Genomic DNA, 22,452 nt, shown 5'->3' with positions numbered 1-22,452 from the left:
ACTTCTCGATGGAAAACCCGGCTCACTTCCGCGTGGAAATCTACACTGGGTGGCTTTTTTTTGATATATCCTTCTCCTCCTTGAGGATGCGGTTCTCACGACGAAGCCGTTTGTTCTCCCGCGCAAGCTCGCGATCCTCGGGCGATACCACATCCGTATCCCGATGCGCCGTCACCCATTTGTCCAGGGTCGAAAGCCCAACACCAAGATCGTCGGCAACCTGACGCCGTGTCAGCCCGCTGGTCAGTGCAATTCGCACCGCGTCTTTGCGAAATTCATCCGTTCTTCCTGTGCCCATAGCTCGTCTCCTTTGCTGCACATCATGCTATCAAAGGAGCGGCACCAAACCGCGACAGGTCCATGCAGCTCGCCGGGCTGCTCGCAGCCAGTCTTCACTTCCGGGAGCAACGGGTAGCCCGAGACGGTCGAGCGTTTTCGTGAGCGGTTCTGTGACAGACTGGAAGTCATTGTAGACAAGGGCTGCCCGCATAGTTTCTCTGGTGGCTTCATGCAGCCGGATGGCAGCCGTCACTGTTTCCGGGCCGAGCGGGCCACAGTTCTCCCGTAGTGCCTCCGAGGTAGCCACCTCGAAGCGCATCAGGTCGTCGACCATGCCATCCAGATGTCTATCGTCGAGCATGTCCGCTCCGTACATCTCTATCAATCCGATGAGATCGTCGGTGAAGCGACCTGCTATCGCGGCCCGTCGCCGCGCCTCGGAGATGAGGTGTGTTCGAAGCGAAAATGAAAATAATGATTTCGCGAAAAAATTTACGACGGGCGGAACCCTACGCCGGAAAACCAGAGTCGTGTCTCTGCGAATGCTATAGGATGGGTGTACGACCATGTGTGCGACCCTTTCGCGACTTTTGTGTCGCAGGATGTGTCGCACACTGAAGATTCAGTGAAGCAGCGCCGTAGCGCGGTATTTCATTGATTCTTTTGAAAATTGGCTCCGACGGTAGGGATCGAACCTACGACCAATTGATTAACAGTCAACTGCTCTACCGCTGAGCTACGTCGGAACACAGGGGCGATATAGCAAGGGGGTTCGGCGAGGTCCAGAGCTTTGCGGCGGTTTCTGACGATTTTTTCACCGAATGCGATGTTGCGGAAATGACGGGGGAATTTGCGGCGTTCAGCGTGGGAAAACGTGCAGATCCGGACCGATAACCCCGTCGATCTCGACCAGACCTTTGCCTTGAAGGTCGATCAGATGCGCCAGAACATTGCGCGCGGCGGCGGGGAGCAGGGCAGGCGGGACGTCGGTGTAAACCGCTGTGGTGATCGCGTCCAGGGTCGTCGCACCACCTGCGACCGCCTGGCGAATCGACGCCTCGCGGCCCAGGCGATGCGCACGAAGCGCATGAAGTCGCGCCAGACCGTCGGCAACCGGCGCGCCGTGGCCGGGATAGTAGCGCAGCGGCCCCAAAGCTTCGATGCGCGCGAGGCTGGACATGAAATCCGTCAAATCACCCTCGGGCGGGGACACCAGGCTGGGGGCCCAGCCCATGATGTGATCCCCCGTGAACAACGTGTCACCCCATTGAAAACACAGGTGATTGCCCAAATGACCGGGGGTGTGGACCGCGCGCAGAGGTTTCGCGCCCGCCTCGAGTACGGTGCCGTCGGGCAGCCGCTCGTCGCAGGCAAAGCCAACGTCGATGCCTTCGCCGCCACCGATCGGCGTGCCCTCAAGCGCGGCCATCCGGGGGGATCGCCCGGCCGTCGAATCGCCAAACGCCATCACGGGTGCGCCGGTTGCCTCGGCCAGCGGGCGTGCGGCGGGCGAGTGGTCCTTGTGCGAATGTGTCACGACGATTTGCGCGATCCGTTCGCCGGGCCGCAAGGCCGCGACAATCGCCGCCAGATGCGCCGGGTCCGGTGGCCCGGGGTCGATCACCGTCACCGCGCCGTGCCCCAACAGGTAGGTGTTGGTGCCGCGCTCGGTCATCGGCGAGGGATTGGGCGCCAAAACCAGCCGCAAATCCTCGGCAAGCAGCAGCGGGCGCCCCACGACAGGGGCAAAGTCAGGCTCGGTCACGGCGGGTCTCGCAAATCCTGGGACAGGGGCTTACTGTATCACCATGTTAGGCCGCTTGCTCAAACCGTTTTTTCCGCGTGGTCTGTATTGGCGGGCCGCGTTGATTGTCTTGTTGCCGGTCGTGACCATGCTTCTGGTGCTGTCGATCGGCTTTATCCAGCGCCATTATGAGGGCGTCACACGGCAAATGACCGGGAATTTCGTCCTGGTTGCGCGCGATATCCTGCATCGGGTGGATGCGCATGACGACCCGTCGGGCAGGGCGCGGGTGGCCGCCGAGGCGGCGCGTGCCTTTGCGATGGAGGTGATGCCGGATGTTCAGGCCCCGACCGAGCGCGTCGACGTCTCCACCGCGTTTTACGACATCGCCGGGCGCATGGCGATCCGTGAGCTGACGTCCGGTTTGCCGGAATTGGCGGCGATCCGCCTGCGCGGCAATCAGGTCACGCTTTGGTTGACCGGGCAGCACGGCGTTGTGCGCATGGATTTCCTGCTCCGCCGGATTTCCGCCAGCAACCCGCATCAACTGTTGGTTCTGGTGTTCGTGATCGGGCTGGTGATGAGCGTGATTTCCTTCATCTACCTGAAGAATCAGGTGCGTCCGATTCGCCGGTTGTCGCGCGCCGCCGAGGCATTCGGGCGCGGCGAAGTGGTGCCGCTCAGGGTCACGGGTGCCACAGAGGTGCGCGCGGCCGGGACGGCCTTCTTGCAAATGCGCGAACGCATCGAGCGCCATATCGAGCAGCGCACCTTGCTGTTGTCCGGCGTCAGCCACGATCTGCGCACCCCTCTGACGCGGATGCGCCTGGCCTTGTCGCTCATGGATGACGAGGCCGAAGCCGCAGCCCTGTTGGGCGATGTCACCGAGATGGAGGCGCTCATCGACCGGTTCCTGGAATTCGCGCGCAACGAGGCGGTTGAGCCCACAGAGCCGACCGATCTGGGCGCATTGGTCACCCGGCGCGTCACCGAAGCCGCGCGGGCAGGGCGTACGGTGAGCGCCAAGACCCCCGGCGACGGGCCAATCCTTGAGCTGCGGCCGCAGCTTTTTGGTCGCGCGTTGGACAATCTGATCGCCAATGGGATGCGCTATGGCCGCAAGGTGCAGGTCGGCGTCGATGTGCAGCCGACGCGCGTGGTTGTCACCGTCGAGGACGACGGCCCCGGCATTGATCCGACGCAGTATGACATGGCGATCCGGCCCTTTGTGCGGCTTGATCCGGCGCGCGGGGCCAGCCAGGGCAGCGGCGCGGGGCTGGGGTTGGCAATCGTGGTCGATGCGATGCGCAGCCACGGCGGCAAGCTGGAACTGGACCAAAGCACCACACCCGGATTCGGCGGGTTGGCGGCGCGGCTGATCCTGCCAATCAGAACAGAGCCTTAGGTCGGGCCAACCTCAGGCTGCCGTCACGTCGTGGTCGTAGATCCACGCAAAGCGGCGCAAGGCGGCATCCGGCGACAGCCGCCCGCCCAACCGCAACACCCCGTGCGCGACCTGTGAAAACGGCGCGCGCAGGTGGTAATTCCGCGCGTTGTTGTTTGCCGCCTTGACGATTGCACGGGTGCGCGCCATGCGCGCCTCGGCATAGTGCGCCAGTCCTCGGGTGGGGTCCTGAGCGTGCCTTGCCAGTTGCTGCGCCAGCGTCCAGGCATCCTCCAGCGCCATATTCGCGCCCTGCGCCATGAACGGCAGCGTCGGATGCGCGGCGTCACCCACCAGCGCCGCACGGCCGTGGCCGTCGTGCCACTTCTGCGCAACCGGGTGCCGGAACAGCCCCCACAGCCACAGATCCTGCACCGCGTGCAGCCAACCCGGGACCGGCCCGCCAAACCCGGCAAAAGCCGCCTGCACGGACGCCGGATCATCCGGGTGATTCCAACCCTCGGCATGCCAGGTCCGGGTTTCCATGACCGCCACGATATTGCGCAGGGTTCCGCCGCGCAGCGGGTAGCTGACCAGATGCCGCCCCGGCCCCATGAAGATTTGCGCCACATTCGGGCCGCCGTCGCCCGGGATCACCGCGCGCCACGCCACTTGGCCGGTGAAAAACGGCGGCGCCGCGCCGTTGAGCGCTGTGCGCAAGACCGAGTGCAACCCATCCGCACCGATCACCAAAGGGGCCTGATGCGAGGCTCCGACCGAGGTCGTGACCTCGGCGCGATCCGCGTTCAACGAGATGGTATCCGCCTTTTGCAACAACTGGATATGCGTTCCGGCGCTGCGCGTGGCGTCTTCGAGCACGCGGACCAGATCGGCGCGGTGGCACAGAAAGAACCCGGGGTCTGCGGGCAGATCCAGCCGTGTGACCAAACGCCCGTCGCGATCGCGTAACTCGACCGCCGCGGCGCGATCCCCGGCCGCATGGGGGTCGACACCCAAGGCGCGCAGCACCCGCACGCCGTTCGGGCTGATCTGCAACCCGGCCCCGACCTCGGTGATTTCGGGCGCCTGTTCGAGCAGGTCAACCGCCATGCCAAAGCGCCGCAAGGCGCAGGACACGGCCAGACCGGCCACACCGCCGCCCAACACCAGCGCTCGGTGTCCGGCCAGAAGGGCAGAGGCGGTTGGCGAGGTCATCGTTGTGCGACCTGCGTCAGTCGTCGCGGTGCACGCGTTCGCTGCGTTCGTGGCGTTCCTGCGCTTCCAGTGTCATTGTGGCAATCGGGCGTGCATCCAGACGCTTGAGCGAAATTGGCTCTCCGGTGCGGTCGCAATAGCCGAATTCACCATTCTCGATCCGGCGCAGGGCCGCATCAATCTTGGACACCAGCTTGCGCTGCCGATCCCGGGTGCGCAGTTCCAGCGCCCGGTCGGTTTCCTCACTGGCGCGATCCGCAACGTCGGGCAAATTGCGTGAGCTGTTCGCAAGATCAACGAGGGTTTCCTTGCTCCCTTCCAGCAGTTCTTCTTTCCACACCAGAAGTTTGCGGCGAAAATACTCCAACTGCCGTGCGTTCATGAAAGGTTCGCTTTCGGCAGGTTTGTAGTCGTCAGGCAAAAAATTCTCGGGTTTCATAGATATATCCCCTTATTGCACCGGTGGACCAAACGCGACGTCTCGACGTTGTCGGATCTGGTTACCCGTGTTCCCTCTGCGGGGCGGATTACCGCAAGAATACCGGATTGTCACGCGGCATTTTGGTCACTTTTTGGCGCGCGAAATGCTGTTTGATGCGGGGTTTATCGGATAGTGTGTAGGGAATGGAACCTTTCAAGAATTCTCTTTCGGCGCAGGTCGCCGGTCAGATTGCAGACCAGCTGCAAACCCATCTTCCGGGGTTTTCGCGGGCCGCTTTTTTGCCCCCGCTTGTCGAGACTCTCGACCCCCTGGAACTGAAGGACCGCGCCCGCGCGATGGCCGCGGCCCTGATCGCGGTGCTGCCCACGGACCCCGCCGACCGCGCCACAGTGCTGCGCGCCATGCTGCATCCGGACTGTACCGGATCGGGTGAAAGCGACGCGTCGGGGCTGCGTGGCTGGGCGGTCTGGCCGCTGACGATGGTGGTCGCGCAACTGGGCCTCGAAGACCTCGACCGCTCGCTGGATCTGCTGCGCGAGATGACCATGCGCTTCACCTCGGAGTTTGCCGTGCGCCCGTTTCTGATCGCCGCGCAAACGCGCACGCTGGCGCGCCTTGCCCAGTGGCTCGATGACCCCAACGAGCATGTGCGCCGCTGGATTTCCGAGGGCACACGCCCCCGCTTGCCGTGGGGGGAACGGCTGCCCGCGCTGATCGAAAACCCGCAGCCCGCGCTGCGGTTGATCACCAAACTGCGCGACGATCCCTCGGCCTATGTGCGCCGCTCGGTCGCCAATCATCTCAACGATATCGCCAAGGATCACCCGCGCCTGATCATCGACCTTGCCGCCGACTGGATGAAAAACGCCCCCGCCGCGCGCAAGACCCTGATCAAACAGGCGCTGCGGAGCCTGATCAAAGCGGGCGACCCGGCGGCGCTGGCGGTGCTTGGCTTGACGCCGCCGCAAATCGAGGCGCAGCCTCTGGTGCTGAGTGCCGAAACCATCGCGCTGGGCGAAACCCTTGCGCTGTCCTGCGTCTTGCGATCAACCGGCGCAACAGTGCAATCCCTGGCCATTGATATCGTCGTCTGGTTCCGAAAGGCCGATGGCAGCCTGCGCCCCAAAGTGTTCAAGGGCGGCCGGATCGACCTCGCACCAAGGGAGCGCGTTACATTTCGCCGCCGCTTGCCCCTGCGCGCTGTGACAACGCGCAAGCACTACGCCGGGGAACAGGCCGTGGCGCTGCGGATCAACGGGCAGGACACACCACAGGCCCGGTTTACCCTGACGCTTTAGGCCGCGTGCCTTGCGGCTGTGCCCCGGCGGAGCTAGTGTGCGCGCCGATCAACCGACAGGACGACACCCAAATGCGCTTTTCCTCCACCGACACCTATATCGCCACTGACGATCTGACGATGGCGGTCAACGCTGCCGTGACGCTTGAACGCCCCTTGCTGGTCAAAGGCGAACCCGGCACCGGAAAAACCGAACTGGCGCGGCAAGTGGCCGAGTCCCTGGGCGTCGAGATCATCGAGTGGAACGTGAAATCCACCACCCGCGCGCATCAGGGCCTGTATGAATATGATGCCGTCAGCCGGTTGCGCGACAGCCAGCTGGGCGATGAACGCGTGCATGATGTGAAAAACTATATCCGCAAAGGGAAACTCTGGCAGGCCTTCGAGGCCGACACGAAAGTCGTGCTGCTGATCGACGAGGTGGACAAGGCCGACATCGAATTCCCCAACGATCTGTTGCAAGAACTCGACCGGATGGAGTTCTTTGTCTACGAGACCGGCGAGACGGTGCGCGCCAAGGTGCGCCCGATCGTGATCATCACCTCGAACAACGAGAAAGAACTGCCCGACGCCTTTCTGCGCCGCTGCTTTTTCCACTTCATCCGCTTCCCGGAGCCCGAGACACTGGCGCAAATCGTGCGCGTGCACTTCCCGGATATCAAGTCAGGCCTCCTATCGGCCGCGCTCACGCAATTCTTCGAATTGCGCGAGACGCCGGGGCTGAAGAAAAAACCGTCCACCAGCGAGATGCTGGACTGGCTCAAGCTGTTGCTGGCCGAAGACCTGACGCCCGACGACCTGAAACGGGACGGCGTGAACGCGTTGCCCAAGTTACACGGCGCGCTGTTGAAGAACGAACAGGACGTGCATCTGTTCGAACGCCTGGCCTTCATGGCGCGGCGCCAGGGTCGCTGATCGCGTTGACCAAAGTGTGCGCACGGTCTGCGACCGCGCGCGGAGGAAAGGGGGGCTTTGCCCCCCCTCTGCCCGTTCCGGGCATTCACCCCCCAGGATATTTGAAGAACAAAGACCATCCCCAGGGAGGGCGGAAGGGTAAGCGATGCACCAAGCCATGTGCGCATCGCCGTCTTTGTCCTGGGAACAAGGCGTTGCCGCCTGTGCCACGACCAAAGTATTGCAGGGCAAGGTTACCAAATCGTAAAGGGGCCCTCTTTGTTCCTTCAATATCCTGGGGGTGAGGCGCGACGCGCCGAGGGGGCAAAGCCCCCTGTCTAGAGATCCAGATCAATCCAGACCGGCGTGTGATCGGAGGGTTTGTCCCAGGCTCTCGGGCCGGTTTCGACCCAGGCGTCGGTCAAGCAGTCGGCGGCTTGCGCCGAGAGCAGCAAATGATCGATGCGAATCCCGTCGTTGCGTGGCCATGCGCCGGCCTGGTAGTCCCAGAAGGAATAAATCCCGGGTTCCGGGTGGCGCAGGCGCAAGGCGTCATAGAGGCCAAGCACCTCGAGCCGGCGAAACGCCGCGCGGGTTTGTGGCAGGAACAGCGCGTCTTCGGTCCAGGCTTGTGGGCGCGCGGCATCGGCGGGCTGTGGAATGACATTGTAATCGCCCGCAAACACAAGCGGTTGCTCGGCGGTCATCAGGGCACGCGCGCGGGTCTCCATGCGGGCCATCCACGCCAGTTTATAATCGTATTTCGGGCCGGGTGTCGGATTTCCATTCGGCAGATAGAGGCCGCAGATCCGCAGCCCGGTGTCGCCAATGGTGGCCTCGATCCAGCGTGCCTGGTCATCATCCTCATCGCCGGGCAGACCGCGCACCACATCGTGCAACGGCCGTTTTGACAACACAGCGACGCCGTTGAAGCCTTTTTGCCCATGCGTTTCGAGATGATAGCCGCGGGATTCAATGATCTCGCGCGGGAAGTTCTCGTCCACCGACTTGATTTCCTGCAACACCGCCACATCGGGGGCGGAGTCGTCCAGCCAGCGGCCCAGAACCTCGGCGCGGGCCTTGATGCCGTTGATGTTGAATGTCGCGATTTTCATATCTGCCCCTCAAAGCCCGGTTGACAGGGTGCCAGTCGCGGCAGGTCCCGGCAAGCCTGTGTCAGCGGTTGCCCTGCACGAATAGCCCGGCACCCTCGGCTGCCGCGCGCAGCGCCTTGGCCTTGTTGACGGTTTCCTCGTATTCGGCTTCGGGGTCGCTGTCATAGACCACGCCGCCGCCGGCCTGGGTATACAGAACGCCGTTCTTGACCACCGCCGTGCGCAGCGCGATGCAGAAATCCATCTCGCCATTGGCGGCGAAATAGCCTAGGCCGCCACCGTAGACGCCGCGCTTTTCCGGCTCCAGCTCGTCGATGATCTGCATCGCCCGCACTTTGGGCGCGCCCGAGACGGTGCCCGCCGGCAGCCCCGCCAGCAGCGCCGACAGCGCGTCCTCGTCGTCGCGGATTTCCCCGACCACGTTCGAGACAATGTGCATCACATGGCTGTAGCGCTCGATGATGAATTTCTCGGTCGGGTGAACCGTGCCGATTTTCGACACCCGGCCCACGTCGTTGCGGCCCAGATCCAGCAGCATCAGATGCTCGGCCAACTCTTTTTTGTCGGCCAGCAAATCCACCTCCAGCGCCTTGTCTTCCTCGGGCGTGGCCCCGCGTTTGCGGGTGCCGGCGATCGGGCGGATGGTCACCTCGGAATCGCGCAAGCGCACCAGAATTTCCGGCGAGGCGCCGACGATATGGAAGTCACCCATATCGAAATACACCATGAAGGGCGAGGGGTTGGTGCGGCGCAAGGACCGGTACAGGGCAAACGGCGGCAGCGGGAAATCCTGCGCCCAGCGTTGCGAGGGCACGACCTGAAAAATGTCGCCCGCGCGGATATAGTCCTTGGCCTTTTCGACCGCCGCCAGATAGGCGTCCTTGCTGAAATTCGACGTGGCCTCGCCGACTTTGGCGGTATCGCCCAGCGTGCGCACCGCGCCCACGGCGTCGCGCTCGAGGTCGCGCAGCGCGTCCATCACCCGTTCGGCGGCTTGCGCATAGGCAGCGCGCGCGTTCAGCCCCGAGGCGACCCAGGCCGGCGACACCACGGTCACTTCGCCCTTGACCCCGTCCAGAACCGCGATCACCGAGGGGCGCTTGAGCACCGCATCGGGCAGGTTCAGCGGGTCGGGGTTGGTCTGCGGCAGGTCCTCGACCAGACGGATCATGTCATAGCCCAGATAGCCGAACAGCCCGGCCGAGGCCGCAGGCAGATCGGCGGGCATCGTGATCCGGCTCTCGGCCAGAAGGGCGCGCAATTCGTCCAGCGGGTGGCCAGTCTGGGCGACAAACGCAAGATCATCGAACCGCGCCGCGCGGTTGATGCGGCTCTTGCCATCGGTGCACTGCCAGATCAGATCGGGCTTCGTGCCGATCATCGAATAGCGCCCGCGCACCTCGCCGCCGGTCACCGATTCCAGCATGAAACTGTCGCGCCTGGTGCCGACCAGTTTCAGATACAGCGACACCGGCGTATCTAGGTCGGCGGCAAGGCGGGCATAGACCAGCTGGTTCTCACCGCGCTGCCATCCGGCCTCGAATTCGGCAAATGACGGGATCAAGAGGGCAGAGTGTGACACGGGGCGGGTGACCTTTCAGACCGGATAACCAGCAAGGGTGTGACGTTTACGGGAAGCTGGTGTGAACGGCCTCGATCGCGGCCTGATTCAAGGTGATGCCGGCCTCTGCCTCGAGCGCGCGGGCGAAATATTCGAACACGTCCTGCGCCAAGGCCGAGCCGACCTGCTCGTCAATTGCATTCACCAGTCGCTGGGTTTGCTCGTCCTCCAGATCGGCCGGTTCGGCCCCGGTGACCAGCGCCAGCATCGCTTGCCCCTGATCGACATGGACCACCGGAGTCCCGGCGTCAGAGGTCAGGATCAACTCGAGCATCGGGGCGGGGATTTGCGACAGGCGGTCAAGCCTTGTGATGCCCTCGAAGGTGTCGGGCGACAGGTCATGTGCTTCGGAAAACGTCTCGATGCCGGAGCTTGCCAGTTCGGCGCTCCAGTCCTGGGCCAAGGCCATCAGGGCCGAATTCACGGCAACCTGGCGGGCCGCCGCCGAGACCTCGGCGCGGACTTCGTCCAGGGGGTAGGGCGTCGGCGGGATGATCGCGTCAAGGCGAAGGGCGAACAGGCCGCCGTCCGACAGGCCGGCCAGTTCGGGAAAGTCATCGGCGGTGACGGCCGCCGCCGCGGCGGCAAATTCGGTATAGGCGGCAATGCCTTCCGAGATTTCCGGGTTCCAGTCGATGTGGCCCAGCATCATCGAGGTCTCGTTTGCCAGATCTTCGAGCGTGGCGCCGCCGGCCAGAAGATCGTCAAAGCTTTCTTGCTGCTCGGCAATTGCGCGGCGCGCGCTGTCACCCGCCAATTCGGCGCGAAGCGTGTCACGAACCTCGGAAAACGGCGTTTCCTGCGCGTTCAGAATCGCGTTCATCCGGAACACGGCGGGGCCAAGGTTGGTCGGCAAGGGGCCAACCACGGTGCCGGCATCCTCCAGCGCAAAAAGGGCGGGACCGGCATCACCGAGTTGGGATTCGCTGACGTCGCCCATATCCGCATCCTCAAGCGTCAAGCCACGCTCTGCGACCAGATCCTCGAAGGTGGCGGATCCGGCCGTGACACGGTCGACGGCGGCTTGCGCGGCGGCGGCGTCGGGATAGACGAGACGCTCGATAAGGCGGCGTTCGGGCTGGACAAATTCCTCCAGGCGCGACTCGTAGAGCGCACGAATGCTGGCCTCATCGACATCGACGGTTTCGTTCAGCATCTCGGGCGTCAGCCAGGCATAGGTGATCGACCGGATCTCGGGGGCGGTGAACTCGGCGATATTGGCGTCGTAATAGGCTTGAATGGCGGCGCTATCCGGCTCTGCGACGGCGGTCGGCAAGTGGTCTTCGGTGATCGTGAACAGATCAAAGCTGTGCCGGGTCGCGTAGAAATCGATCAGCGCGGCGCGCAGGTTGCCGGGCGTTTCGATCCCGGCGGCGGTGGCGGCCTGCAAGATGCCCCGTGCGGCGTCGCGGCGGATTTCCTCTTCGAACACAGCGGGGGTTTGGCCGATGTTCTGTAGCTGGAAACGATAGGTCTCTCGATCAAAGGCGCCACCCGGCCCCTGAAACGCACCGATCGAGGTGAGTGTGCGTTGCACATTGGCATCGCCGACCGAGATGCCGATCCGCTCGGCTTCGTTTTCCAGCGCGGCCTGCGTCACCAATTGCTGGCGCACCCGGACATCCAGCCCGAAGGCGCGTGCCTGCGAAAAATTGACCGACTGGCCAACCTGTTGTTCGAAGGCGCGCATTTCCGATTGCAGCGCACGAGAATAGGTCTGCGCGTCGATGTCGCGGCCACCGACGGACCCGATCGACGTGACCCGTTGGCTGAGGAAACCATCAATCCCGAAACCGCCAAGCCCGGCGATCAACAGGGCCATCAGGATCCACATCAGGATGCTTTGCGCGCTCTTCTTCGTGGCCATCGGGGCCCTCTCTGACTGATAAGACTGGCTCTGTGTATGGCCTCATGCGCCGAGGGGCAAGCGGGTTGCTGGGGTGTCTGGCGTGGCTGTGATCGGCGCAGTGGAGGGGGGAGCGTGGCGCAGGGGCATCGAGCCCCTTTGCCCCGCCGGGAGGTTTCACCTCCCACGGCGCTGACGCGCCTCCCACCAGGATATTTTTAGAACAAAGACAGGGGGAAATTGTTTGCGGTGATGACGTTACGAGAGCGCGCGAAGCCGATCCGTGAGCGTTGCGATCTGCGGCAGGTCGGCATTGGCGAAGGCGATCCGCAGTTCCTGATCGCCGCGGCGGTCGGTTTCGGGGCGGAACATGGTGCCTGGGAGCATCAGCACGCCGGCCTCGGCCAGCAGCCGTTTCGCGACATCGGGTGAGGCGGCGTCGAACGGATGGCGGACATAGGCGAAATAGGCGCCGCAGCCCAGCAGATCCCATCCGCGGAGCGACCGGATGCCGGTGGTCACGGCCTCTCGGCGGCGCAGGATTTCGCGCCGCTCCTGCGCGAGCCAGTCTTGCAGGTTTTCAAGCCCCCACAGCGCGGCCATTTGTCCGGGGCCCGAGACGCAAATTGTCACCGTGTCGAGGAATTTTTCGATTTCCGCGAGGCGGGCCGGGGCCGCAGCGATGGCGCCCACGCGGTGACCGGTCAGGCGGTAGGCTTTGGAGAAGCTATACAAATGGATGAAATGTTGGTCCCAATCCGGATTGGCAAACAGGGTATGGGGTGGTCCGTCTTGCGTGTGGAAATCCCGGTAGGTTTCATCGACGATCAAGGCGATGCCGTGACGGCTGGCGAGATCGGCGAATGCGGACAGCAGGGCGGCTGGGTATTCGACGCCACCGGGGTTGTTGGGCGTGACAAGAGCGATGGCCTTGGTGCGTTTTGTGATCAAGGCGGCGCAGGTTTCGATGTCGGGCAAAAGGGAGGAGTCGGTTGGCAGCGGGACGGCCTCGATACCCGACATCGACAACCACATCGCGTGATTGAAATACCACGGCGTCGGCACGATGACTTGATCGCCGCTGGCCGCAAGCGTGGCCACGGCAGCGCAAAAGGCCTGATTGCAGCCCGATGTCAAGGCGATCTGGTTGGCGTTGCAGGATCCGCCGTAAAGCGCTTGCGTGCGGGCCGCCAGCCGTTCTCGCAGTGCCGGGTGTCCCAACACCGGTCCATAGAGATGGATGCCGGGATCATCCTCCAGTGCCTTGGCCATGGCCTGACGCAGTGCCGCAGGCGGCGGATCGACTGGCGCGGCCTGCGACAGGTTCATCAAGGGCAGATCCGGGGGGAGAGGGATTTCGGACAACCACCGGCGTGCCTCGGGCACGGGGGGCGAAAACGTTGCGGCAAAGGCGGGATTCAGGGGCAGGGGCATGGCGTGATCCGATTGTTCGCCATCACAGTGCCGCAGAGATGATCGTTGGGCAAGCGGGCTTGCCATGCGGGCGTGACCGTCGCATGAGGTGTCAAAACGAGGTGCAACCATGACTCCAGCCGCACGGCAAGCCGCTGCCATTGATATCCTGGACCGCTGGCGCGAGGGCCAGCCCCTGGAAGCGGGGCTGACCAATTGGTCCCGCGCCAGTCGCTATGCCGGATCCAAAGACCGCGAGGCCGTGCGCGATCTTGTGTTTCGCGCCGTGCGACAGTGGCGATCGGCGGCGGCGCTGGGTGGCGGGCAAACGGGACGCGCCCTCATGCTGGGTCTGGTGCGCGGTGACGGTGGGGCGCCTGAAAACTGGACTGGAGAGATGTATACCCCCGTCGGGTTAAGTGAAGATGAACGCGCGATCTTTGACGATCCGTTGCCCGCTCTGTCGCGCGGCGAAAAACTCGATTGCCCAGATTGGCTGCTGCCACGATTTGACGCCGCCCTGGGCGACCTTGCGGACGCCACTTTGGCCTTGATGCGCGACCGCGCCCCGGTCTTTGTGCGGGTCAACGTGGCGAAGACACGTGTTGAACGCGCAATCGCCGAGTTGAACGCCCTTGATATTGTCGCAACGCCTCACCCCTTGGCCTCGACGGCTTTGGAGATCCATGAGAACCCGAGGCGATTGCGCAACGCCCCTGCATATCTTGAGGGGCGGGTGGAGTTGCAGGATGTGGCCAGCCAAGCTGTCGTCGAGGAGTTTTTACGACATCTGCCGCGCGGTGCGACCGTGCTGGATTATTGCGCCGGGGGGGGCGGCAAATCCCTGGCGCTTGCCGCACTGGGGTTTTCGGTATCCGCGCATGATGCAGCGCCGTCGCGCATGCGCGACCTGCCGCTGCGCGCGGCGCGTGCGGGCGCGAAAATCGAGATCCTTCACGGAACACCCGTCGGACAATGGTCCGCCATTTTTGCCGATGTACCTTGCTCTGGGTCGGGCAGCTGGCGGCGTGCCCCCGAGGCAAAATGGGTGTTTTCGCCGGAGCGCTTGACGGAACTCACCTCAATACAAGATCAAATCCTTTCCATTTGCGCGGGGCATACCGCGCCCGCGGGCCTGATGGCCTATGCAACCTGCTCTCTTCTACGCGAAGAAAATGAAGATCGCGTTACTGCATTTCTGGCAACACATCGGAATTGGCGGTGCGTTTCGCAGCACCGCTTTGGCCTGCTCGATGGCGGTGACGGCTTTTTCGTGGCGGTGTTGCAGCACGATTAGACAGAGTGGCGCTTCCCGGTTGCATAAACAACCTAAGGTGGTACTGTTTGTATCGTTAATCACCTTTTAACCCCTTGGGAACACAACGGTAACCATGCCAGCCCCCGTCAGAAACGCTGAGTCGTCGCCCATGGAAGCAAGTCTACGCCGCTCTGCGCGGATCGAAACCCAGTCGTTGCTGGCGCCTTTGTTGCGTCTGTCACCGGTGTCGAAGCCCGTGTTTCTCGGGGGGTTGCTCGGGGTGATTGTTGCGATCTTGATTGCGTTGCTGGGTGCCTCGTTCTGGGCCATGATTCTTGGCGCAGCGGGCGGCAGTGTCATGCTTCTCGGCGGAACCTCGGCTTGGATTCATAAACGTCAGACGATTGATATTCAGAGAGATTCCAAGTCTGTATCAACGTTACTTAAAGCAGATCCAGATCCCGTTATCGTTACCGATACGACGGGCGCCGTTGTTGTCGCGAATATCGCGGCAGGTGCAACAAGACCGTTGGCAGAATATTTGGCGGAATGGTGCGTTGATCCCCAAAGGTTGATTTCAGGCATGCTGTCCGACGTTCAGCATCTAGGGCAAAGCAAGCGGGAATTGACGCGTAAAAACAAAACACTACGGGTTGTTGCGCATCGTTCTGGAGGGGCCGGAGCGGCAATTGTCTGGCGTTTGATGGCTCAGGACAACCGCACATTGCGAGGGTTGGATGCTGTCGGTCTGCCCATTCTGACGTTGGACGGTGATCTGGTCTGCGCAAATGCCGCGGCGCGGGCATTGGCGGACGATTGCGCCTTTGTGGCGATCGCTCAGGATGCTGCCCATGCACAGGCGATGGATGGAACGGGCGCGCTGGTGACATTGCCGTCCGGAAAAGCCATGCACGCAATCTGCGGTGTCGCCAGCGACGGATTGGAAGACATATTGCTGGTCTCACCACACGCGCTGGGATTTGAGGTAAAAGCCCCGCATGTCACGGATTTCGAAGAGATTCCGGTCGCGTTGTTGCAGCTCGATTCGGAGGGGCGCATCGCCGGAACCAATCGTCTCGCGCGCTCCCTCCTGGCGCTCAGCGCCGACGAAACACGGTATTTTTGGCAAATTGTCGAGGGCTTGGGGCGCCCCGTCGCGGATTGGCTGGCGGATGCCCAGGCCGGTCGCGCGCTTGGGCGACCCGAAGTGCTTCGAGCCTCCTTGGCGGGGGTGGAGACCTATGTCCAGATTATCCTGCGCCGGGTTGGGGCGTCGGGCGAGAAAGGCAACCTGGTTGCCGTCATTTCGGATGCCACCGAGCTCAAATCCCTCGAGGCGCGGTTTGTACAAAGTCAAAAAATGCAGGCGATTGGGCAGCTTGCAGGCGGTGTTGCACATGATTTCAACAACCTGTTGACGGCGATCTCGGGGCATTGCGATCTGCTTTTGATAAATCGCGATCGCTTTCATCCGGACTATGACGATCTCTTGCAAATTCATCAGAACGCCAACCGTGCGGCGGCGCTTGTGCGGCAACTGCTGGCGTTTTCGCGCAAGCAGACCATGAAGCCCGAAACGCTGAGTCTTGAGAGCCTCCTTGAAGAACTCACCCATTTGCTGACGCGACTCGTGGGCGAGCGGATCAACCTTGAATTGTCCCATGATCCCGCGTTGACGAGCATCCGTGCGGACCGCCGCCAGCTTGAACAAGTGATCATAAATCTGGTTGTGAATGCGCGTGATGCGATGCCGATGGGCGGCACTATTCGGGTAGAGACCGAAGCGCAGCAGTTCGACGCAGAACTTGAAATCGGTCGCGCGCGGATCCCCGCGGGGGAGTATGCGATCATTCGCGTTATTGACCAGGGCGTTGGTATTCCTGCCTCAAATATGGACAAGATTTTCGAGCCCTTCTTCACCACAAAACGCCTGGGCGAAGGGACGGGGCTTGGGTTGTCGACGGCCTATGGCATTGTCAAACAAATGGGTGGCTACATTTTCGCACAAAGTGTGGAGGGGTCGGGCACGGTTTTCACCTTGTATTTTGCCAGCGCGACCGCGGCGGAGCGAACCGAAGAAACGCCGCACCAAGAGCGGCACGCCGAGCCGAGGCACACAGAGCAGAGCGATTCGACGACAGAGGCCGAACACGCGCGATCCGATGAGCGGCTCCCCGAAATCATTGACCACGCCCCTGCGCCAACCCCAATAGAACCTGCCAGGACTCCTCCGGTTCAGACCTTGCGGGGCGGGACAATCCTGCTGGTCGAAGACGAAGCCCCGGTGCGCGCATTTGCCGCGCGGGCGCTGCGGCTCCAGGGCTATCAGGTGTTCGAGGCGCAGGACGGTGAACAGGCGTTGGAGTTCCTGGAGGATCAGGCGCTGCGCATCGACCTGTTTGTGACGGATGTCATCATGCCCGGTATCGACGGCCCCGGCTGGGTCTCGCAGGCGTTGATTGACCGGCAGGGGACGCCGGTTGTCTTCGTTTCGGGCTATACCGAGGACACGCTCAGCGAGGCCCTGTCCCGGATCCCGCATGCGCTGTTTTTGGGAAAACCGTTTTCCCTTCATGACTTGTGCGACGCAATTGACACGCAACTCGTGGCATGATCATCGCCCATCGTGTCGTGTCTCGGTGCCCGCGTGTCGCGGTCGGTCTTGCACCCGGAAGATGGGCTGTTAGGAAGGTCGCAACCTTTTGAATGGATGCACCGATGCCTGACACCGCCGACCTGAACGCCCAGATTCGCCAGACGATTGATACCAAAACCAAGCCGCTCGGCGCGCTGGGGCGCATCGAAGACCTAGCCGCGCAAATCGCGCAGGTTCAGAAAACCGTGGCGCCGGTCATGCGCGGCTGCACGCTGACGATTTTCGCAGCGGATCACGGCATTGCACAAGCGGGCGTGTCTGCGTTCCCGCAGGCGGTCACCGGGCAGATGGTGCTGAATTTCCTGTCTGACGGGGCGGCGGCCAACGTGTTTGCCAAGGTGAACGGCGTGACGTTGCAGGTTGTGGACGCCGGTGTCGCGGGCGAGGCGATTGCGCATCCGGCACTGATCAATCATCGCATTGCCGCGGGCACCGCCAATTTCCTGACCCAGCCTGCAATGACACCCGAACAGGCCCGCATGGCCCTCGATCGGGGCGCCGCCGTGGCGCAATCCGCGACCGGAGAGGCCTTGGCCTTTGGTGAAATGGGCATTGCCAACACGGCCACCGCGGCTGCGCTGGCCCACAAGTTGACCGGCATCGCCTTGCCGGAGCTGGTGGGCCGCGGCACCGGTCTGGATGATGCGGGACTGGCCAACAAACTGGCCATTCTGACCAAGGCGGCCGCCCGCACCGGTGCCTTGAGCGCCGAGCAGGCGATGGCGGAATATGGCGGGTTCGAGATCGTGATGATCGCCGGCGCGATGATGGAAACGGCGCGCTCGGGCCGGGTGATCCTGGTTGACGGCTTCATTGCCACGGCGGCGGCGGTTCTGGCCGTGGCGTTGCAGCCCGAGACCCGGGCGGCGATGGTGTTCGCGCATCAATCGCACGAATCCGGGCATCGCGCGCTGTTGACCTATCTTGACGCCAAACCGCTTTTGCATCTCGAAATGCGTCTGGGCGAAGGGACGGGTGCGTTGCTGGCCTGGCCGTTGTTGAAGGCCGCGGCGGCGATGATGACCGACATGGCAAGCTTCGAGGCCGCTGGCGTCTCGAACCTGGACTGACGGATGCGCGGACTGCGCGCGGCCCTGGCTTTTCTGACGCGCCTTCCCAGCGGGCGGCTCGAGGCCGAGGATTTCGCCTGCGCTCCGGCGTGGTTTGGCGTGGTAGGCCTGCTGATCGGCGCGCTCCTGGCGTTGGTCTTTGTTGTGGCCGACGCGCTCTGGCCCGCGACCCTTGCCGCGCTGGTGACGGTCGCGGCTGGCCTGCTGATCACCGGCGGTTTGCACGAAGATGGCGTGGCGGATGTGTTTGACGGCCTCGGCTCTGGCCGACCGAAAGAGCGCGCGCTGGAGATCATGCGCGACAGCCGGATCGGCAGTTTCGGCGCGCTGGCGCTCGGGTTGGCGCTGGCGGCGCGGATTCTGGCGCTGGCGGCGCTTGGTCCGCTGGTGGTTGTGAGTTTGATAGCCGGGCAGGGGTTGAGCCGCGTGATGATGGCGCTTTTGTTGCGCGCCGGGCCTTACGCGCGCGCCTCGGGCGCGGCCACCGGCATGACCGGGCCCTTTGGCCCGCAAGGGGCGGCGGTGTTGGGCGCAACGCTGTTGGTTTCCCTGGCGCTGATGGGGTATCATGCGGGCTGGGCGGTGTTCGGTGGTCTGGCCGGGTTGATCCTGTCCGTCTGGCTTGTGCGCCTGTGGATGATGCGGCGCATTGGCGGTCTGACCGGAGACGCCTTTGGTGCGGCGCAGGTCTTGGGTGACGTCGGGTTTTTGCTGGGGCTCTTGGCATGTCTTTGATTTTGCTGCGACATACGATCCCGCAGGGGGCAGAGGGTGTCTGCTATGGCCGCACTGATCTGCCGTTGGCACCGGGTCTTGATGTCGAGGTCACGCGGCTGCTGGCCGAATTGCCGCCCGTGATGCGTATTGTTTCGTCCCCCCTCACGCGGTGCCGACAACTGGCCGAGGCGATTGGCCGCGCGCGTCAACACCGGGTCGAGATCGACCCCGGCCTGATCGAGATGGATTTCGGCGCGTGGGAAAATCGGCCCTGGGCGGAGCTTCCGCGTGCTCAGATCGACCAATGGGCCGAGGATTTTCAGAACGCCAAGCCCCACGGCGGCGAGAGTGTCGCGGATCTGGCCGGCCGGGTGCGCACGACGCTCGATCGACTGGTGCAGGGCGCGTGCCCGGTTCTGGCGGTGACGCATTCGGGCGTTATCCGCGCGGCTTTGGCGGCACGGGGCGACCCGAAAGGATGGAAGGCCAACACCGAGTTTGGCCAGTGGCGGCAGGTTTCCTGGGGATGAGTGACGACGGGTTCACACTGGTTCTGGGGGGCGCGCGGTCGGGGAAAAGCGCCGTCGCGGAACGGCTTTTGCGACATTCGGCTGCCGGTCGCGCACCCACTTATATCGCCACCGCCGAGGCCTGGGATGACGAGATGCGCGCCCGTATCAAGGACCACCAAACCGCCCGCGACGGGCAGGGGTGGCACACGCTCGAGGCACCGCTGGATCTGGCCACAACCCTTGGCGCGCTGCCCGCGGACACGCCGGTCCTGATTGACTGCCTCACGCTGTGGTTGACCAACCACCTGCTGGCCGAGAGCGATCTGACCGACCAATCCCGCGCCCTCGGCGCGGCGATTGCCGCACGCACGGCGCCGATTGTGGCGGTCGCCAATGAGGTCGGCTTGGGCATCGTGCCCGACAACGCTCTGGCGCGACGGTTTCGGGATGCGGCGGGGCGGCTCAATCAGGATCTGGCCGCTCAGGCCACGCGGGTGGTGTTCGTGGCCGCCGGGTTGCCGATTGCGCTCAAGGGGACGTTATGAACCGCCGTCATCGTCCGCCACAAACCGGGCGCGCCCATGCGTTCTGAACAGATCGACACCTTTCTCGACCTGTGCGAGACCCACAGCTTCAACCGCACCGCCGAGCGTCTTGGCGTGACGCAATCCACCGTGTCGGGCCGGGTCGCGGCGCTGGAACGCGCGATGGGCGTCAGCCTGTTGCGGCGGTCGCGCGCCGGGTGCGAATTGACCACCGAAGGCTTGCGGTTCGAGCCTCACGCCCGCAGCCTGCGCCACGCCATGACCGAGGCCCGCGCCGCCGCGCGTGGCTCTGGCGGCAATGCGATGACCATCCGGCTGGGGTTGCAGCATGATCTGGCCGCCAATGACCCGGCGCGCTGGGTCAAACGGGTGCACGCGCATCTGCCGCAGGCCGCGCTGTATATCGAGGCTGATTATTCCGCGCAGATGTGCCGTGATGTGCAGAGCGGGCAACTGGATCTGGCGCTGATCTTCACCCCTTATCCCGCGCCGGATCTGCATTTTGAAACCCTGGGCGAGTTGACCTATTGCATGGTCGCGCCGCGCGACTCGGGCTTGACCAAAGTGTCGGACATTACCGCCGAGACCTATGTTTTCGCCAATATCTCCGCCGCGATGGAGCGCACCCATGCGGCGCTGTTGCCGCAGCTCAGTATGCCGCGGCTCGCTGCCGGGCAAAGCGTTGCGGTTCAGGCGTTGATCACCTCGTATCGCCATGCGGCCTATCTGCAAGAACCGGTCGCCGCGACGCTCATCGCCGACGGGTTGATGACGCGGATCCTCGACGCGCCGGAATTGACGCAGCCGGTTCTGGCTGTCATCCATTATCGCAACCGGCATCGCGCGGTGTGGCGTCGGCTGATCGACGCGATGCGACTGAACCTGAAAGAGCCAGTATGACCAAGCATGACCCCAAAGATTATTCATGGCTGCCGGCGGATGTCTTGGCGTTCATTGCCAAAACCGATGCGGCCTATCCGCCGGATGCGGTGAATTTCACCATCGCCGAGCAACGCGCGTTCTATGACAAGATGTGCGCGGCTTTTGCCCCACCCCATCCCGAGGGGCTGCGCGCGCAGGATCTGTCGCTCAACGGTGTGCCCTGCCGCCGCTATACGCCAACCGCCCCGCGTGAGGGCGTCACCGTCCTCTATTTCCACGGCGGCGGCTTTGTCGTCGGCGGGTTGCACAGCCACGATTCCATTTGCGCCGAACTGGCCGAGGGCGCGCAGGCCACGTTGATTTCCGTCGACTACCGGCTGGTGCCCGAGCACAAACACCCCGCCGCCTATGACGATTGCATCGCGGTCGCCGAGGCGGTCGCCGGCCCGAAAATTCTGGTCGGTGACAGCGCCGGGGCCAATCTGGCCGCCAGCGTCGCCGCAACGCGTGACGATATTGTCGGGCAGGTGCTGATCTACGGCGGCTTTGGCCGCGATCTGTCGCTGCCCAGCTTCACGCGCCACGCTTTCGCGCCGGGCCTGACCCTGGCCGACATCGAATTTTATGCCGATCTGCGCTATGCCAAGGGCCGCCCCGAGCATGACGTCACATCCGTTCCGATGGACGCCGAGGATTTCTCGGTCTATCCGCCGACTGCGCTCTTTTCCGCGGAATGCGACCCGCTCGCCTCGGAATCCGTGGAATTCGCCGCGCGTCTGGCCGAGGCCGGCGTGCCCGTCACATTCACCGAAGAGCCGGGGTTGATCCACGGCTATTTACGGGCGCGCACCATGGCGGATGGCGCGCGCCGCTCGTTTGAAAACATCACCACGGCCCTGCGGGACATGGTGACAAAAGCGTCGGATCAGTAGCGCACGACCGCTTCGAACACCTCGGGAATCACGAAGTCCGGGTTCAGGATTTCGGCCAGCGGGAAGCTGTAGGAGGCGCTCTGGCCGCCGTCGTCGATGGTGCCATTGGTCGAGACGATCTCGGCACCGGCGATGCGGATCGTAAAGCTGTGCCCGGCCAGCATCGGACCCATCATTTGCGCCGCTTGCGGATCGTTGCGCATCTCGGCGCTGTCGGCGGTCATCTCACCCAGCGGGAATGCGACGCGCACGGTGCCGTTGCCCAGATCGATCGCGGTTGGCACGGGTTCTCCGGGTTCACCCTCGAACACTTCGGCGAATGTGCCTTCGACCAGCATGTTGCAGCGCGCCGTCGTGTCGGTCATTTCCAGCGTGCCGCCTTCTTCCGCATTGCAGAACAACTCCGCGCCGCCCATCATGTTCAGAATCTCGGTCTGAACCTCCATGTAGCCGGTCAGGCGCGCGGTGTCTGCGCCGGTGACGGTGGCTGTCAAATCAACATCGACACAGCCCGTCAGCGCCAGTGCCGCCGCGATGGCGGAGTATTTCATCAAACGCATTGCAATCTCCTTGTGCGAAATCCGTTGGCCCAACCTACCACGCGGTCGGTTGGGTGCCAGTGATAATCCG

At 63.4% G+C, this 22,452-nt stretch carries 20 protein-coding genes, 1 tRNA gene and 2 pseudogenes; 11 read left to right on the top strand and 12 right to left on the bottom strand.

What is annotated here, in order from left to right; all coding sequences use genetic code 11:
- Positions 1-43: 43 nt before the first annotated feature.
- The 5 genes and pseudogenes from VDQ28_RS17810 to VDQ28_RS17795 all read right to left on the bottom strand — a co-directional run.
- Positions 44-298: pseudogene (locus tag VDQ28_RS17810) on the bottom strand (transposase); the annotation flags it as partial.
- A 30-nt stretch (positions 299-328) separates the two neighbouring features.
- Positions 329-640, bottom strand: coding sequence for a hypothetical protein (locus VDQ28_RS17805; RefSeq protein ID WP_323037206.1), 312 nt, complete (start codon positions 638-640; stop codon positions 329-331).
- A gap of 60 nt (positions 641-700) precedes the next feature.
- Positions 701-847: pseudogene (locus VDQ28_RS22660) on the bottom strand (DUF6538 domain-containing protein); the annotation flags it as partial.
- A 103-nt stretch (positions 848-950) separates the two neighbouring features.
- Positions 951-1,025, bottom strand: a tRNA-Asn gene (locus VDQ28_RS17800).
- 113 nt (positions 1,026-1,138) lie between these two features.
- Positions 1,139-2,044 (bottom strand): MBL fold metallo-hydrolase, encoded by a 906-nt coding sequence (locus VDQ28_RS17795; protein WP_323037205.1) that lies wholly within the window; start codon positions 2,042-2,044, stop codon positions 1,139-1,141.
- Positions 2,045-2,099: 55 nt separating this feature from the next.
- Here VDQ28_RS17795 and VDQ28_RS17790 point away from each other — a divergent pair, with 55 nt between their 5' ends.
- On the top strand, positions 2,100-3,428 hold the full coding sequence (locus tag VDQ28_RS17790; RefSeq protein ID WP_323037204.1) for an ATP-binding protein: 1,329 nt from the start codon (positions 2,100-2,102) through the stop codon (positions 3,426-3,428).
- 12 nt (positions 3,429-3,440) lie between these two features.
- On the opposite strand, the gene VDQ28_RS17785 is transcribed toward VDQ28_RS17790, so the two are convergent.
- Positions 3,441-4,622, bottom strand: a complete 1,182-nt coding sequence (locus VDQ28_RS17785) for an FAD-dependent monooxygenase (RefSeq protein WP_323037203.1) — start codon at positions 4,620-4,622, stop codon at positions 3,441-3,443.
- 16 nt (positions 4,623-4,638) lie between these two features.
- Positions 4,639-5,061 (bottom strand): RNA polymerase-binding protein DksA, encoded by a 423-nt coding sequence (dksA, locus tag VDQ28_RS17780; protein ID WP_323037202.1) that lies wholly within the window; start codon positions 5,059-5,061, stop codon positions 4,639-4,641.
- A 185-nt stretch (positions 5,062-5,246) separates the two neighbouring features.
- Between dksA and VDQ28_RS17775 the strand changes: the two genes are divergently transcribed.
- Both VDQ28_RS17775 and VDQ28_RS17770 read left to right on the top strand, forming a co-directional pair.
- A complete protein-coding gene (locus tag VDQ28_RS17775; protein WP_323037201.1) occupies positions 5,247-6,362 on the top strand; it encodes a DNA alkylation repair protein in 1,116 nt (371 codons plus the stop codon).
- Positions 6,363-6,433: 71 nt separating this feature from the next.
- Positions 6,434-7,276: a MoxR family ATPase gene (locus VDQ28_RS17770; RefSeq protein WP_323037200.1), complete on the top strand. Its 843-nt coding sequence runs from the start codon at positions 6,434-6,436 to the stop codon at positions 7,274-7,276.
- 317 nt (positions 7,277-7,593) lie between these two features.
- On the opposite strand, the gene xth is transcribed toward VDQ28_RS17770, so the two are convergent.
- The 4 genes from xth to VDQ28_RS17750 all read right to left on the bottom strand — a co-directional run bounded on the left by xth (position 7,594) and on the right by VDQ28_RS17750 (position 13,271).
- On the bottom strand, positions 7,594-8,370 hold the full coding sequence (gene xth / locus VDQ28_RS17765; RefSeq protein ID WP_323037199.1) for an exodeoxyribonuclease III: 777 nt from the start codon (positions 8,368-8,370) through the stop codon (positions 7,594-7,596).
- Positions 8,371-8,431: 61 nt separating this feature from the next.
- Positions 8,432-9,952, bottom strand: coding sequence for an anthranilate synthase component I (gene trpE, locus VDQ28_RS17760; protein ID WP_323037198.1), 1,521 nt, complete (start codon positions 9,950-9,952; stop codon positions 8,432-8,434).
- Positions 9,953-9,998: 46 nt separating this feature from the next.
- Positions 9,999-11,858 carry a peptidylprolyl isomerase gene (locus VDQ28_RS17755; RefSeq protein WP_323037197.1) on the bottom strand — a complete coding sequence of 620 codons (1,860 nt, stop codon included), beginning with the start codon at positions 11,856-11,858 and terminating at the stop codon, positions 9,999-10,001.
- Between the two features lie 237 nt (positions 11,859-12,095).
- The gene (locus tag VDQ28_RS17750) at positions 12,096-13,271 is read right to left on the bottom strand and encodes an aminotransferase (RefSeq protein ID WP_323037196.1); all 1,176 of its coding nucleotides are present in this window, start codon (positions 13,269-13,271) and stop codon (positions 12,096-12,098) included.
- A gap of 109 nt (positions 13,272-13,380) precedes the next feature.
- Between VDQ28_RS17750 and VDQ28_RS17745 the strand changes: the two genes are divergently transcribed.
- The 8 genes from VDQ28_RS17745 (at position 13,381) to VDQ28_RS17710 (ending at position 21,822) form a co-directional block, all read left to right on the top strand.
- Positions 13,381-14,547, top strand: coding sequence for an RsmB/NOP family class I SAM-dependent RNA methyltransferase (locus VDQ28_RS17745; RefSeq protein WP_323037195.1), 1,167 nt, complete (start codon positions 13,381-13,383; stop codon positions 14,545-14,547).
- A 664-nt stretch (positions 14,548-15,211) separates the two neighbouring features.
- Positions 15,212-17,122, top strand: a complete 1,911-nt coding sequence (locus VDQ28_RS17740; protein ID WP_323037194.1) for an ATP-binding protein — start codon at positions 15,212-15,214, stop codon at positions 17,120-17,122.
- Positions 17,123-17,226: 104 nt separating this feature from the next.
- Positions 17,227-18,234 (top strand): nicotinate-nucleotide--dimethylbenzimidazole phosphoribosyltransferase, encoded by a 1,008-nt coding sequence (gene cobT, locus VDQ28_RS17735; RefSeq protein ID WP_323037193.1) that lies wholly within the window; start codon positions 17,227-17,229, stop codon positions 18,232-18,234.
- 3 nt (positions 18,235-18,237) lie between these two features.
- Positions 18,238-18,969: an adenosylcobinamide-GDP ribazoletransferase gene (cobS, locus tag VDQ28_RS17730; protein WP_323037192.1), complete on the top strand. Its 732-nt coding sequence runs from the start codon at positions 18,238-18,240 to the stop codon at positions 18,967-18,969.
- Positions 18,960-19,481 (top strand): alpha-ribazole phosphatase family protein, encoded by a 522-nt coding sequence (gene cobC, locus VDQ28_RS17725; RefSeq protein ID WP_323037191.1) that lies wholly within the window; start codon positions 18,960-18,962, stop codon positions 19,479-19,481. The genes cobS and cobC overlap by 10 nt, the downstream gene beginning before the upstream one ends.
- On the top strand, positions 19,478-20,008 hold the full coding sequence (cobU, locus tag VDQ28_RS17720) for a bifunctional adenosylcobinamide kinase/adenosylcobinamide-phosphate guanylyltransferase (RefSeq protein ID WP_323037190.1): 531 nt from the start codon (positions 19,478-19,480) through the stop codon (positions 20,006-20,008). Before cobC ends, cobU begins: the two co-directional genes overlap by 4 nt.
- A gap of 36 nt (positions 20,009-20,044) precedes the next feature.
- Positions 20,045-20,908, top strand: coding sequence for a LysR family transcriptional regulator (locus VDQ28_RS17715; protein ID WP_323037189.1), 864 nt, complete (start codon positions 20,045-20,047; stop codon positions 20,906-20,908).
- Positions 20,905-21,822 carry an alpha/beta hydrolase gene (locus VDQ28_RS17710; RefSeq protein ID WP_323037188.1) on the top strand — a complete coding sequence of 306 codons (918 nt, stop codon included), beginning with the start codon at positions 20,905-20,907 and terminating at the stop codon, positions 21,820-21,822. The genes VDQ28_RS17715 and VDQ28_RS17710 overlap by 4 nt, the downstream gene beginning before the upstream one ends.
- Here VDQ28_RS17710 and VDQ28_RS17705 read toward each other — a convergent pair.
- Positions 21,816-22,382, bottom strand: a complete 567-nt coding sequence (locus VDQ28_RS17705; protein WP_323037187.1) for a hypothetical protein — start codon at positions 22,380-22,382, stop codon at positions 21,816-21,818. The two genes, VDQ28_RS17710 and VDQ28_RS17705, sit on opposite strands and share 7 nt — an antisense overlap.
- Positions 22,383-22,452 lie beyond the last annotated feature (70 nt).

Source organism: Pararhodobacter sp. (genome assembly GCF_034676545.1).
Taxonomy (GTDB): Bacteria; Pseudomonadota; Alphaproteobacteria; order Rhodobacterales; family Rhodobacteraceae; genus Pararhodobacter.
This window is presented reverse-complemented; position numbering and strand designations above follow the sequence as displayed.

Excerpts from the sequence above, each read along its gene's own strand:
- VDQ28_RS17805 (WP_323037206.1), bottom strand. The coding sequence starts at position 640 with ATGCTCGACGATAGACATCTGGATGGCATGGTCGACGACCTGATGCGC.
- VDQ28_RS17785 (WP_323037203.1), bottom strand. The coding sequence starts at position 4,622 with ATGACCTCGCCAACCGCCTCTGCCCTTCTGGCCGGACACCGAGCGCTG.
- dksA (WP_323037202.1), bottom strand. The coding sequence starts at position 5,061 with ATGAAACCCGAGAATTTTTTGCCTGACGACTACAAACCTGCCGAAAGC.
- VDQ28_RS17775 (WP_323037201.1), top strand. The coding sequence starts at position 5,247 with ATGGAACCTTTCAAGAATTCTCTTTCGGCGCAGGTCGCCGGTCAGATT.
- VDQ28_RS17770 (WP_323037200.1), top strand. The coding sequence starts at position 6,434 with ATGCGCTTTTCCTCCACCGACACCTATATCGCCACTGACGATCTGACG.
- xth (WP_323037199.1), bottom strand. The coding sequence starts at position 8,370 with ATGAAAATCGCGACATTCAACATCAACGGCATCAAGGCCCGCGCCGAG.
- VDQ28_RS17755 (WP_323037197.1), bottom strand. The coding sequence starts at position 11,858 with ATGGCCACGAAGAAGAGCGCGCAAAGCATCCTGATGTGGATCCTGATG.
- VDQ28_RS17750 (WP_323037196.1), bottom strand. The coding sequence starts at position 13,271 with ATGCCCCTGCCCCTGAATCCCGCCTTTGCCGCAACGTTTTCGCCCCCC.
- VDQ28_RS17745 (WP_323037195.1), top strand. The coding sequence starts at position 13,381 with ATGACTCCAGCCGCACGGCAAGCCGCTGCCATTGATATCCTGGACCGC.
- VDQ28_RS17740 (WP_323037194.1), top strand. The coding sequence starts at position 15,212 with ATGGCTCAGGACAACCGCACATTGCGAGGGTTGGATGCTGTCGGTCTG.
- cobT (WP_323037193.1), top strand. The coding sequence starts at position 17,227 with ATGCCTGACACCGCCGACCTGAACGCCCAGATTCGCCAGACGATTGAT.
- cobS (WP_323037192.1), top strand. The coding sequence starts at position 18,238 with ATGCGCGGACTGCGCGCGGCCCTGGCTTTTCTGACGCGCCTTCCCAGC.
- cobC (WP_323037191.1), top strand. The coding sequence starts at position 18,960 with ATGTCTTTGATTTTGCTGCGACATACGATCCCGCAGGGGGCAGAGGGT.
- cobU (WP_323037190.1), top strand. The coding sequence starts at position 19,478 with ATGAGTGACGACGGGTTCACACTGGTTCTGGGGGGCGCGCGGTCGGGG.
- VDQ28_RS17715 (WP_323037189.1), top strand. The coding sequence starts at position 20,045 with ATGCGTTCTGAACAGATCGACACCTTTCTCGACCTGTGCGAGACCCAC.
- VDQ28_RS17710 (WP_323037188.1), top strand. The coding sequence starts at position 20,905 with ATGACCAAGCATGACCCCAAAGATTATTCATGGCTGCCGGCGGATGTC.
- VDQ28_RS17705 (WP_323037187.1), bottom strand. The coding sequence starts at position 22,382 with ATGCGTTTGATGAAATACTCCGCCATCGCGGCGGCACTGGCGCTGACG.